This is a genomic window from Mesorhizobium tianshanense, assembly GCF_007830515.1.
GTDB classification, from domain to species: domain Bacteria; phylum Pseudomonadota; class Alphaproteobacteria; order Rhizobiales; family Rhizobiaceae; genus Mesorhizobium; species Mesorhizobium tianshanense.
On sequence record NZ_VLKT01000087.1, the window covers coordinates 7,501 to 19,881 of the forward strand.

Below are 12,381 nucleotides of genomic sequence, written 5' to 3' on the forward strand. Positions count from 1 at the left end.
GCACCCCGACAAGGGGAGTGAAAGAGTACCTGAAACCGATTGCCTACAAACAGTGGGAGCCCGCAAGGGTCACCACGTACCTTTTGTATAATGGGTCAGCGACTTAGTGTGACGAGCAAGCTTAAACCGATAGGTGTAGGCGCAGCGAAAGCGAGTCTGAATAGGGCGTTCAGTTCGTCGCATTAGACCCGAAACCGAGTGATCTAGCCATGAGCAGGTTGAAGGTAAGGTAACACTTACTGGAGGACCGAACCCATAACTGTTGCAATAGTTCGGGATGACTTGTGGCTAGGGGTGAAAGGCCAATCAAACTCGGAAATAGCTGGTTCTCCGCGAAATCTATTTAGGTAGAGCGTCGACCGAATACCCCAGGGGGTAGAGCACTGGATGGGCTAGGGGTCCTCACCGGATTACCAAACCTAACCAAACTCCGAATACCTGGGAGTACTAGTCGGCAGACACACGGCGGGTGCTAACGTCCGTCGTGAAAAGGGAAACAACCCTGACCTACAGCTAAGGTCCCCAAGTTATGGCTAAGTGGGAAAGGATGTGAGGATCCCAAAACAACCAGGATGTTGGCTTAGAAGCAGCCATCATTTAAAGAAAGCGTAACAGCTCACTGGTCTAAATAAGGGTCTTTGCGCCGAAAATGTAACGGGGCTAAAGCCATACACCGAAGCTTAGGGTTTGCAGCAATGCAAGCGGTAGCGGAGCGTTCTGTAAGCTGATGAAGCCATACCCGTGAGGGGTGGTGGAGGTATCAGAAGTGCGAATGCTGACATGAGTAACGTAAGGGGAGTGAGAGACTCCCCCGCCGAAAGTCCAAGGGTTCCTGCTTAAAGCTAATCTGAGCAGGGTTAGCCGGCCCCTAAGTCGAGGCAGAAATGCGTAGACGATGGGAACCACGTTAATATTCGTGGGCCTGGAGGAAGTGACGGATCATTGAGGTAGTCCAATCTTATCGGATTGAAAGGGCTGCTGCGTGGTTCCAGGAAATAGCTCCTCCTTATAGACCGTACCCGAAACCGACACTGGTGGACTGGTAGAGTATACCAAGGCGCTTGAGAGAACTATGCTGAAGGAACTCGGCAAATTGCACGCGTAACTTCGGAAGAAGCGTGACCCTTTCATGCGCAAGCATGGGAGGGTGGCACAGACCAGGGGGTAGCGACTGTTTATCAAAAACACAGGGCTCTGCGAAGTCGCAAGACGACGTATAGGGTCTGACGCCTGCCCGGTGCTGGAAGGTTAAGAGGAGGGGTGCAAGCTCTGAATCGAAGCCCCAGTAAACGGCGGCCGTAACTATAACGGTCCTAAGGTAGCGAAATTCCTTGTCGGGTAAGTTCCGACCTGCACGAATGGCGTAACGACTTCCCCGCTGTCTCCAGCATAGACTCAGTGAAATTGAATTCCCCGTGAAGATGCGGGGTTCCTGCGGTTAGACGGAAAGACCCCGTGCACCTTTACTATAGCTTTACATTGGCATTCGTAGTGGCATGTGTAGGATAGGTGGTAGGCTTTGAAACCTGGGCGCCAGCTCAGGTGGAGCCAACCTTGAAATACCACCCTTATCACTATGGATGTCTAACCGCGGCCCGTTATCCGGGTCCGGGACAATGTATGGTGGGTAGTTTGACTGGGGCGGTCGCCTCCTAAAGAGTAACGGAGGCGCGCGATGGTGGGCTCAGAACGGTCGGAAATCGTTCGCTGAGTGCAATGGCATAAGCCTGCCTGACTGCGAGACTGACAAGTCGAGCAGAGACGAAAGTCGGTCATAGTGATCCGGTGGTCCCGCGTGGAAGGGCCATCGCTCAACGGATAAAAGGTACGCCGGGGATAACAGGCTGATGACCCCCAAGAGTCCATATCGACGGGGTTGTTTGGCACCTCGATGTCGACTCATCGCATCCTGGGGCTGGAGCAGGTCCCAAGGGTATGGCTGTTCGCCATTTAAAGCGGTACGTGAGTTGGGTTCAGAACGTCGTGAGACAGTTCGGTCCCTATCTGCCGTGGGTGTAGGAATATTGAAAGGATCTGTCCCTAGTACGAGAGGACCGGGATGGACGGATCTCTGGTGGACCTGTTGTGGCGCCAGCCGCATAGCAGGGTAGCTATATCCGGACGGGATAACCGCTGAAGGCATCTAAGCGGGAAACCCACCTTAAAACGAGTATTCCCTGAGAACCGTGGAAGACGACCACGTTGATAGGCCGGGTGTGGAAGAGCGGCAACGCTTGAAGCTTACCGGTACTAATAGTTCGATCGGCTTGATCGTTCTCATTCCTTATGCCCATTTCCAGCGACAATCCTTTGGATTGCGCCGAGATGGATGGCACAGAAAACAGCTTCTCGAGCAACGTGCGTTTTGCCGACCTGGTGGTTATGGCGGAGCGGCTGCACCCGATCCCATTCCGAACTCGGCCGTGAAACGCTCCAGCGCTGATGGTACTTCGTCTCAAGACGCGGGAGAGTAGGTCGCTGCCAGGTCTGCCAAGCGCACGTTGTTGAAATCTTCTCCTTACGAACAGGCCCGCCATCGGGATCTCGGGCCGCGCAAGCGGCCCTTTCATTTGGCGAAAGCTTGAATCCAGTAAGTCAAGGCTTACTTCTAAGGTTGACGCGGGGTGGAGCAGCCCGGTAGCTCGTCAGGCTCATAACCTGAAGGTCACAGGTTCAAATCCTGTCCCCGCAACCACCGATCCAGACACTCCCGCGAGCCCAGCTCCGGGAGTGTTCTTTTTTGTAGCCCTTCCAGTCGTCTGCCGCTCGATCCAGCCGAGAATCGTGCTCAGTTCGCCGTACAGCGTGACGTCAACTACGCCTCGGCGTGTGCCCGGGCGTAGCTCGATCTTTTCGATGAGGCTGCGAATGGCGTCTGCCGCTTCTGCCCGATCCTCCGTGCGGTTAAGAGCTTCTGTCAGCCTTCCAATTTTCTTTGCATAGATATGCGCGGCGCTCGGCAGTCGGTCCGGCACATCGTCGGGCACTTCCGTAAGCAAGATGGAAAGTTCGGCCTTACGAGCTTCTAGTGTCCTGATACGGTCCTTCAGTTTGAGCGGGGGTATGCCGGCGAGAATTGCGTCGACCGCTTTCTCCAGTTCCCGCTCTGTCTTTTCCAGTTCTGCGCGCGAAAATTGGGCGTTAGTGCGTCGTTCGCGATTGAGGCGGTTCGTTTCCTCCGCATAAGCGCGCATCGCCTCAGATGCCACCTCTGGTGCCATCATTCGATCCTTCAGGCCCGCCAACACGCGTTCTTCGAGTTCAGAACGTGCAATGGTGCGGCTGTTCGAGCAAGAACCGTTGCTTATATGCGCCGAGCAGCTGAATCGGTTCGCGCCCCGTAGCGAATAGGGGCCCCCACACCTGCCGCAGAAGATTAGGCCCGATAAGAGCGACTTCGGACGGCGTGCGCTATTGAGCCGATTGTTGGCATGATGCTCGCGCACCGCGTCGGTGACATTGGCAAATTTCGTGGAGATATCGGTTTGCCGCCGCTTCACCGCTTGCCACAATTCGTCCTCGATGATGCGTAGGTCTGGCACATTGCTGATGATCCACTCGGATTCTGGGTTAAGGCGCGAGACGCGCCGGCCGGTCGACGGGTCCTTCAGGTAGCGCTGGCGATTCCAGACCAGCCGCCCGATATAAAGCTCATTGTTGATGATACCAGTGCCACGCTTCAGGTGACCTCGAATGGTCGTGTCGTTCCAGAGCTTTCCCTCGGGGCCGGGGACGCCCTCGTCGTTAAGAGCTTTGGCGATCGCACGGGGTCCGACCCCGGTTGCAAAGTCCCGGAAGATCCGCCGGACGATATGTGCTTGATGCACGTCGATCTCGCGATCGCCGCGGATTGGGTCGCCGTGCACGTCCAGCTTCTTAACAAGGCGATAGCCATAGCAAATGCCGCCGCCGGATTTGCCGTTCTCGACGCGGCCGCGCAGTCCCCGATGGGTTTTGGCGGCAAGGTCTTTCAAGAACAGGGCGTTCATGGTGCCCTTGAGGCCGACATGTAGCTCGCTGATCCTGCCCTCGGCGAGCGTCACAATCGAAACGCCAGCAAAATTGAGATGTTTATAGAGTGTCGCGACGTCGGCCTGGTCGCGGCTGATGCGATCCAAGGCTTCCGCCAGCACTATATTGAACAACCCCCTTTGGGCGTCCTGCAAAAGCATCTGGATGCCTGGCCGAAGGATCATGCTTGCGCCCGAGATGCCGGCGTCCTTGTAAGTACTGACGATTTCCCAATTCTCGCGCTTTGCCTGCTCTCTGCAAATGTGGAACTGATCCTCGATCGACGCCTCACGCTGATTGTCGGTGGAATACCGTGCATAGAGTGCGATCCGGGTCATAGGTTGGTTTCCTATCTGCTCTCAGGCTGCCTCCTCACGACGAGTTGGCCGAATCAAAACCTCTGCCGAAATGCCAAGCTTGTCGTGTAGATTGCGGATCATCTCAATGGACAGCCCCCGCTTGCGATTGAACACCTCGGCGATGCGATTGCGGGTTCCTATCATCGGCTCCAGATCTTTTCGGGTGAGGCCTTGCTGCTCCATGCGAAAACGGATCGCCTCGATCGGATCGGGCGGATCCATCGGATAATGCTTCGTTTCGTACGCTTCGATCAGCGTGGCCAAGACATCCAGCCGATCGCCTTTCGGTGTGCCGCCCTTGGCCCCCCAAAGCCGTTCGACTTCGGCAAGCGCTGCCTCGTAGTCCGCCTCGGTGCGGATCGGCTTGAGATCAGTTGCCATGCTTCACCTCCGTCACGTCGATCTTATCGTAAGCCTTGTGGGTGCCGATCCATTTAATCCAGACGATGCCCTTCTCAAAGTCAACCGACACCACGAGGCAATAGTCATTGCCTTCGATGTTGAAGACGATCCGCTCGGCGCTGACGATGCTTGCCGTGGCGTAGTGCTTTTTAACGTCGACAGAACTCGCCCATGCAACTTTGCTGACTTCATCGAACCAGGCATCGAGCGCGGCCTTGACCGCCGGCTGTTCTTTCTGCCCTGACAGGGCCTCGACGAATTCCCGCAAGCTGCGGCGGGCGATGATCCTCATTGTTTTCTCCTTACCATGGTCCCATTCTGGGATCAAGGCGTTCGCGCTATCTACCGATAGACAATAACTTTCATCGAGCAATTATGCCCTCGGATGAGGCGAAGACTTCCTGGGCGATCAGTGCCCGCGATCGCTCGCCCTCGTCTTTTGGGGGACTTCCTGCGTCGCGTCGAACTGTTCTCTTGCCATCTGTCGACCAATCAACCGGGCAAGGCGAAGCAAGGCTCGATCGAGGGCAGGGGCTTGCTTAGGCTTCACTACCTCGGTCTGGATCTTTTCGGTCTTGACGGCCACGCATCTGCTCCAGCCGGAAATCGGATGGCAAGCATCAAGACCCAGGAAGTAGTGCACGAAAAGAGGCGCAAAGCGCTTGTGCGGCATTGCGGCGGCTATAGCGTAGAGATGGGATGGTCGGCTGCGCTTGCAGATGACACGTGGCTGCTCCTGGAAGACCGGAGTTTGTTGTTAGCTTAGTGCTGCGAACCATTCGCCAACGCGTTTTTTAAAGGAATGGCGAGCAATAGGCCCGCCAGAGGATCGGTTGCGAACGACCTCGCAATATGGGCGAAAGTCCGGCAACTATCGGTCTGTGCTCTTCGGTTTATGACCAGCATCGACGAAGGCAGGCGAAATTTCACTCTCGCGCTCAGCGAGTAGGTTGAAATCGGCGATCGGACGCCGGTCGAGCGTCTTGTCGACCGCCTTGCGTCGCCACTCATTCATATCGAGGACGTAAGTGGCCCACATGCCGTAGCGCGCTGCCATCGCGTAGTTCTGAACGGTCAGATACTGGCCGTTCACGGGGTAGGGCGAGGCGACCCGCGCCCATCCGACACGCAGCATTTCGAGGGCGAGATCCTCGCCGCCCGTTGCGCAGCGACCGAGCGGCACACCGTCATGGCTGTAGCCGAGAACAGCACATTCGACGCTTTTGTTGCCGACGGTGCGTTTCAGCCATGCCTTGGCGAGCGGACCGCATGGGACCGGGGGTGGCGCCTTGATCTTGTCGCGGGTCTCCCATTTGGGATTGAGCGCCCATTGCGGCAGCTCGCATGCATCGATGTCGGCGAGGCGAACCCGTTGTGCATATTGCGGATACCAAAGCGTTCGGCCGTCCATGACGGCTACGCGCCCGTGAAATACGGGAAGGGACTGCACTGGCGCTGGAGCGCGCGGATGAAGGCGATCCACTCCAATGTTTCCATCGAGATAGCGACGCACATAGTCGAGAAGATGATCGGCCATTCACGCGCTACCATTCTTCGATCGGCAGCCGCCGCTTTTGACGCACCGGGTGCTCCACCGGGCGTCTTGGCGTTTTTCTGGAGATTGTGGTCCACGACAGCAAGCGCGACGCAACGCTCGAGATCGGCAAGCTCAGGCAAGCACTTTCTCAGATGGATATTCGTCACGGTCGGCCACCGATCGTCCGGTCGATCCTGGGTCCATGGCGAGCACGGCATTGAGCTTGCCCAGGAGACGCTCGACCACACCACCCTGATGGACGCGGCCGCGGTCACGATATCGGATGCCGATACCGTATTCCTCGCAGCCGCGCTGAAACGCCCGCCCCTTGAACTCCTTGGCTGAGTCCGTAACGAGTCGGCGTGGTCGGCCGAGCATTGGCCAGTCAAGGCCGCGGCCATCCACTCCTCCTTCGGGCACGTTGCGTGCGCAAGACACGGGGCGTCGGACAGCACCGACGGCTTTTCCAGGGACAGGCAGAAACCCAGAATGCAGCGCGAGAACACGTCGGTGAGGATGGTCAGGTAGGCGCGGCCGACGAAAATGCCGGCGCCGTCGACCGCCTCCACGAAGTTGATGTCAGTCGGCGTGTAATCGATCTGACAGACGTCGAGCGGGCGCGGGGCATGGATATAGCCCGGACGCGGCCTTAGCCGACGAAGAGGTTCTGTCGCAAACTATTCGGTAAGCTGATTCAGGCATGACGGCACTTCAGTTTCTGAGGAGCCCGTCTTGTTCAAAGGCCGTCATTTCGATCAATCTGTCATCCTACTGTGCGTGCGCTGGTACCTTGCCTGCAATCTCAGCCCTCGCGACCTGGAGGAGAAGATGGCCGAACGCGGCCTGAGCGTCGATCATTCCACCGTGCATCGCTGGGTCGTGCACTTTTCGCTGCAACTGCTGGAGCGGTTCAACCAGCGCAAGCGATCCGTCACTGGCAGGTGGCATATGGATCAGACCTGCAGCAAGGTCCGCGGACGATGGATGTATCTCTATCGCGCCATCGACAGCATCCACATGATGCGCAATCGACAGGCGAGGTACGCCTACAATCCCTTCGATCGCCGAGCAGTTCGAAATCCTCGCTGCCTGATAGATAGGCAAAAACTCCCTGTTCACGGCCTACCTCACTTGGTATGCTTCCTGCCACATTGGCCCCCATGACCTCCTTCATGAGGCGATCGCTCGCAGGCTTCCAGGTCCAACCGCCCCGATCGTCACCGAGACGGTTTCCGAAAGCACCGCGATTGTGCAGCGCCGCGGCTTTTCCCGCCTCATGGACAAGCTGGTGTCCAGGGACATTCCTCTCGTGACTAACCTCGACCGGCTCGGCCGCGACGCCAAGACGAGCCGATCGAGCATATACTGACATTTTCCAACGTTTTCTATCCGCTCAGGAGCGCGACGCCGGCCGCACTCCCATTTCCTTGAGCAACCGGCCCGCGCCGTCGATCTTGTCCATGGTCCAGAGCATGAAGCGACTGTCGACATGGATGCTGCGATTGCGGTCCGCGTCGGGGGCCCAGTCCGAGATCACGCCCTCGAGCGTGCCATCGAAGGCGAGACCCACAAACTCGCCGCGCCCGTTCAGCGTCGCCGAGCCGCTGTTGCCATTGGTGATGTCGACCGTGGACATGAAGTCGACCGGCAACGTGCCCAGCGCCGGCGCGACATATGGGCCATAATCCTTGGCCCGGATCGCGGCGACGGCGGCATCCGGCGCATCGAACTCGCCCTTGCCAGTGTGCTTGGCCAGAAGTCCCTCGGCCGTGGTGAAGGGCGTCCAGATCTGCCCGTCGCGCGTTCGCCCCGTCACCTTGCCCCAGGTAATGCGCAGCGATCCATTCGCGTCGGGATACACCGGCCGGCCGATCGCATGCCGATAGGCACGCAGGCCCTGCATATAGGTCGCGCGCGCCGCTTGCCTGAGGCCGGCGCGGTCCTTCGCCGCGCGCTCCGCAGCTATGTCGCCTGGATAGAGCGCCACCGCCAGTTTGATGAAAGGATCGTCCGACGCCTCGAAGGCAGTAGCCGGCTTGCAGAGCCAGCCGAGCCGCGTGGCAGTGTCGGCGAGTTTGGTGTCTGCATAAAGTCGGTCAAGGCCGATTTGGTCCAGAGCGGTCTCGAACGCAGTATCGCGGTCCTTTGCGTCCAGCCGGCGATATTCATCGAGCGCGGCCTCGAACAGCTTGCGATCGATGTCGGGCAGATAACCGCGTTCGATCTGCCTCAGTTGATCCACGGTCCCGTTACGGTCACGATCCTGAAAGCCGCTTTCGCGGTCCTCATCGGGCTTCTCGTGCTCCTTCGCCCAGCGATAGAGAGTGCGCGCGGATGAGAGGATTTGCGCACGGTCCAGCAGCGCCTGCCGCAGCCCCTCGAGCGAGGCCCGGCTGTTCTCGGCCACCACAGCGTCCAGTTCGCGGATTGCTGCGCCATAGCGCGCCTGCCGCGCGGGATCGTCAGCGACCCAGTCGCGATAGGCTTTCTCCTCGTTGGCCTTGCGAGCGTTGAGCCCAATCGCATCGGCGCCGGCGAGATCGCCCGCCAGCTTCTTCTCGTAGTTTTCCACGCCTCGCAGGATGGGGGCGTAGCGGATCTGCGCGTCGCGATTGCCTACGGTGGCTTGCTTGATCTGGGCGGCATAGTCCGACAACAAATGCTGCAGCAGCGGTTCGTAGTGCGCGAAGTTGAACCGGACTTCGCCGGCGGTGCGCAACCGATTGGTCGTCGCCGGAAAGCCGGCGACCATCACGAAATCGCCTTCTTGGACGCCTTCACGGGCGATGCGCAGCCAGCTCTTCGGCCGGTAAGGCACATTGTCGCGCGCATAAGGCCGGGAGGAACCATCAGGAGCGACATAGGCGCGATAAAAGCCGAAGTCGCCTGTGTGGCGCGGCCACATCCAATTGTCCTTTTCGCCGCCGAACCTACCGATGCCGAGCGCGGGCGCATAGACGAGGCGCACGTCTTGAATTTCGAGCTTCTGCTGGAGATAGTAGGAGGCGCCGCCATAATAGGCGGCCACGTCGCAGCGGCGATTGGGCTGTTCTTCACATGCGGCGATCAGCGCCTTGCGGTTCGTGTCGAGCCGCTCATTGCGGGCAAAGCCGTTCAGCTTGTCCGAAACGCCCTTGAGCATGCCGGCGGTCACATCCCGCATATCCTCGATCACATAGATGCGGCTGCCGGGCGCCGCGGCCAATTCTTCACCCAGGCTCTTCGCCAGAAAGCCGTTTGTGAGATAGTCTTGGCCCTCCTTGCTGTTGTACTGGATCGATCCGAACACGCAGTGATGATTGGTTGCGACCAGCCCTTGTGGACTGACGAAGGAGGCGGAGCATCCGCCCAGTGATACGATCGCGTTGAGCGGGTCAGCGTCCAGACGGCGCAGCTGGGCGGGATCGATCTGGAGCCCATCCGCGCGCATGGCCGCGCCCACTTCCGCAGTCTGGCCCGGCATCCACATACCTTCGTCCGCCGTCGTAGCGGTGACCGTCCAGAGCAAGGCGATGGCAGTTGCTTGGGCCAAACATTTCAAATTCGAGTTCATGCTGATCTCGCCCCATCCTGATTCTGTTCTCCGCAGACTCGATGACTATCGGGATGGCCGGCGTCCGCCAGCGCCTGCGCTGCTGCCACTCCGTGAAGACTGAGTGGATCGTTAACGCAAGAATCCGGATGACGCTCACCTCTCATTGTATCGGTTCCGTGCAACGTTTGCGGATCATCCGCAGCACTAATCGTGCCAAAGGAATAAAGCTTTCAATTACAACGTGGGGAGCCGCCCCATCTATGTCCGACCTCCGACATTCGTTGTAGACCCGACGCTGTCCTCGCTAGCCATGAAGCGCCGTTACCAACGGTTGTCGCTTGGCCATTAATTGTGAGAGTGCTGTCGTTTCGGTTAGAGACCGGTGATTTCTCTGGGTCAGGCAGCGCGCAGAAAAGGTGTGTCGCACTGCATTTAAATGCGAGAATGCGGCGGTCGTCACGATTACTGCGCTCAATTATGAGACGCGAGGGAACGAAATTCTCAAATTTGCTGCAATATTGAGATTCATCGCGCGGTTCGCTATTGACTATTGACCGAGGCGGCCAGCATCGGCGCCAAGGGAATGCTGCAAAATCTGGTGGTGGATGCGGAGGGCCAGACGACCGGCTTTATTTCGTCACCATCGGCGAAGGCCGCAGACTGGCGCAGTTGCAGCGCGCCAAGCGCAAGCAAATTGGGAAGACGGAAGCCGTGCGCTCCGTTCTGGATACCGCGAACGACGCCCACGAGATCAGCCTTGACGAGAACATCACCCGCGAGGCTGGCCTCAAAGTAATTCGGGACTAGGCCACAGCCGACGCCGAGCGCACCCAGGCCATGCTGGACAGCACCGGTAATCAGGCGGTCATGCCGGACATGATCGAGGGCTTCGCCAATGTCGCTCGCGAAAGGCTGCGGCTTGAGGGAGGTGGCTATTGGCGGGATCACCTGCGCACATTGGCGCAGCGGGTCGAGGTCGCCGATACCGAAGTTCGTATCATGGGATCGAAGTCGGAACTGTTGCGCACGCTCGTAGCCGCTTCAAGCGTAAAACCGGCGGCCTTCGGGGTTCATAGTTCTGTTCTGAAATGGCGCGCCTCATGAGATTCGAACTGTCTTCGTGCGGATGCTCGGATCGGACGAGAGCGAATGGCAGCTTTCCAGCGTCTCCCATCCTCAGCGGAACGGACCGTTTCCGGCCCAGACTGCCTGTCAGCAATGCGCCCATAGAACTAAACCGCTCGCGCGGTAGGGCGCGGCGGCATCGCTTGCGCAGGCATTTTGTTGTCGGAGCTGCGCCTCCTGCCTGAACATCGTGGGGTTTCCCTCTAACCAGGAGAGCCCCATGAGCACTCAAAGCAACGATGGTCCCGCCGTCAGCCCGCTGCGTCAGCGGATGATCGAGGACATGACGATCCGCCAATTCGGCGAGCACACCAAGCGCGACTATATCCGCCAGGTGCGGGAGTTCGCCGCCTTCCTCGGCCGCTCGCCCGATCAGGCGGAGCGAGAAGATCTGCGCCGTTATCAGCTCCGTCTCGCCTCGCTCGGGGCGAGCTATGCGCGAATGAACCTGTCGAACGCCGCACTACGCTTCTTCTTCCACGTGACGCTTGGCCGCGCCGGGTTCTGCGACCGCATGGCGCGGCTGCCGACACCGGAACGGCTGCCGGTGGTGCTAAGCGTCGAAGAGGTGGCGCTGCTTCTCGCCCACGCCTCTAATCTCAAGCATCGCGCCGCGCTCAGCCTCGCCTATGGCTGCGGTCTGCGCGTGTCGGAGGTTACCCACCTCAAGGTCTCCGACATCGACAGCACCCGCATGCTGATCCGCGTCGAGCAGGGCAAGGGCCGCAAGGATCGCTACGTCATGCTGTCGCCGGATCTGCTCGACCTGCTACGCCGGTGGTGGAAGGTGAAGCGGCCGAGGGGATGGCTATTTCCTGGCCGCGAGCCCGGCCAGCCGATCACCACACGCCAGATGGACCGCGCCTGCCGCACGGCGGCAACGGCGGCCAAGCTCGACAAGCGCGTTTCCATGCACACCTTGCGGCACTCTTTCGCCACCCATCTTCTGGAACGCAAGGTCGATATCCGCGTCATCCAGGTTCTGCTCGGCCACAAGAAGCTCGATACCACGGCCGCCTATACGCGTGTGGCGCTGAAGACCCTGCGCGAGGTGGAAAGCCCGCTATCGCTGCTGATGCCACCGCCTCCGTCCTAAGGCGCAGCACTCGATGGCGCGGCCTTCGCTCGAGGTCGCGGACATCCTGCGCGCGCATGGCGATGCCTATCTAAGCGCCCACGCCGGACACCTCAGCCTCGGCCAGCTGAAGGTGATCTCGGCGATCCGAGTCTGCCGCACCGCCGCACTCGGCGGCCATGTCACGCGCTGCGAGGACTGCGACCGCATCGAGATCGCTTACAACTCCTGCCGCAACCGGCACTGCCCGAAGTGCCAGGGTGCGGCGGCGCGGGATTGGCTCGCCGACAGGCAGACCGAGCTGCTGCCTGTCGCGTACTACCACGTCGTCTTCACC

Annotated in this window: 10 protein-coding genes, 1 tRNA gene, 2 rRNA genes and 2 pseudogenes (1 of these 15 only partly in view); 8 read left to right on the top strand and 7 right to left on the bottom strand. The window is 59.3% G+C overall.

Features of this window, described 5'->3' with window-relative positions; genetic code table 11:
* The 3 genes from IQ26_RS36015 to IQ26_RS36025 form a co-directional block, all read left to right on the top strand.
* Positions 1–2,275 (top strand): 23S ribosomal RNA (locus IQ26_RS36015) (it extends 524 nt beyond the left edge of the window).
* A gap of 97 nt (positions 2,276–2,372) precedes the next feature.
* Positions 2,373–2,487 (top strand): 5S ribosomal RNA (rrf, locus tag IQ26_RS36020).
* 131 nt (positions 2,488–2,618) lie between these two features.
* Positions 2,619–2,695 (top strand) — tRNA-Met (locus IQ26_RS36025).
* Here the strand turns inward: IQ26_RS36025 and IQ26_RS36030 are convergent.
* The 6 genes from IQ26_RS36030 to IQ26_RS36050 all read right to left on the bottom strand — a co-directional run bounded on the left by IQ26_RS36030 (position 2,652) and on the right by IQ26_RS36050 (position 6,878).
* Positions 2,652–4,349 (bottom strand): recombinase family protein, encoded by a 1,698-nt coding sequence (locus tag IQ26_RS36030; RefSeq protein ID WP_145723148.1) that lies wholly within the window; start codon positions 4,347–4,349, stop codon positions 2,652–2,654. The genes IQ26_RS36025 and IQ26_RS36030 overlap by 44 nt on opposite strands.
* A 21-nt stretch (positions 4,350–4,370) precedes the next feature.
* A complete protein-coding gene (locus IQ26_RS36035; protein WP_145723142.1) occupies positions 4,371–4,751 on the bottom strand; it encodes a helix-turn-helix domain-containing protein in 381 nt (126 codons plus the stop codon).
* Positions 4,741–5,064, bottom strand: coding sequence for a type II toxin-antitoxin system HigB family toxin (locus IQ26_RS36040; protein ID WP_145723143.1), 324 nt, complete (start codon positions 5,062–5,064; stop codon positions 4,741–4,743). The genes IQ26_RS36035 and IQ26_RS36040 overlap by 11 nt, the downstream gene beginning before the upstream one ends.
* Positions 5,065–5,181: 117 nt before the next feature.
* Positions 5,182–5,358 carry a hypothetical protein gene (locus IQ26_RS39875; protein WP_167522728.1) on the bottom strand — a complete coding sequence of 59 codons (177 nt, stop codon included), beginning with the start codon at positions 5,356–5,358 and terminating at the stop codon, positions 5,182–5,184.
* 285 nt (positions 5,359–5,643) lie between these two features.
* Positions 5,644–6,183 carry a thermonuclease family protein gene (locus IQ26_RS36045; RefSeq protein ID WP_145723144.1) on the bottom strand — a complete coding sequence of 180 codons (540 nt, stop codon included), beginning with the start codon at positions 6,181–6,183 and terminating at the stop codon, positions 5,644–5,646.
* Between the two features lie 5 nt (positions 6,184–6,188).
* Positions 6,189–6,878 carry a hypothetical protein gene (locus IQ26_RS36050; RefSeq protein WP_407660288.1) on the bottom strand — a complete coding sequence of 230 codons (690 nt, stop codon included), beginning with the start codon at positions 6,876–6,878 and terminating at the stop codon, positions 6,189–6,191.
* Positions 6,879–7,041: 163 nt separating this feature from the next.
* Here IQ26_RS36050 and IQ26_RS36055 point away from each other — a divergent pair.
* A pseudogene (locus IQ26_RS36055) lies at positions 7,042–7,320 on the top strand (IS6 family transposase); the annotation flags it as partial.
* 382 nt (positions 7,321–7,702) lie between these two features.
* On the opposite strand, the gene IQ26_RS36065 reads toward IQ26_RS36055, so the two are convergent.
* Entirely contained in the window at positions 7,703–9,862 is a 2,160-nt protein-coding gene (locus IQ26_RS36065) for a S46 family peptidase (RefSeq protein WP_145723145.1), read from the bottom strand.
* A 541-nt stretch (positions 9,863–10,403) separates the two neighbouring features.
* Here IQ26_RS36065 and IQ26_RS40845 point away from each other — a divergent pair.
* The 4 genes and pseudogenes from IQ26_RS40845 to IQ26_RS36085 form a co-directional block, all read left to right on the top strand.
* Positions 10,404–10,624: pseudogene (locus tag IQ26_RS40845) on the top strand (ParB/Srx family N-terminal domain-containing protein); the annotation flags it as partial.
* Between the two features lie 57 nt (positions 10,625–10,681).
* The gene (locus IQ26_RS40850; protein WP_240547419.1) at positions 10,682–10,948 is read left to right on the top strand and encodes a hypothetical protein; all 267 of its coding nucleotides are present in this window, start codon (positions 10,682–10,684) and stop codon (positions 10,946–10,948) included.
* 241 nt (positions 10,949–11,189) lie between these two features.
* A complete protein-coding gene (locus IQ26_RS36080; protein WP_145723146.1) occupies positions 11,190–12,065 on the top strand; it encodes a tyrosine-type recombinase/integrase in 876 nt (291 codons plus the stop codon).
* A gap of 13 nt (positions 12,066–12,078) precedes the next feature.
* Positions 12,079–12,381: IS91 family transposase (locus IQ26_RS36085; RefSeq protein WP_208760291.1), on the top strand; the 303-nt coding region annotated here is incomplete at its 3' end.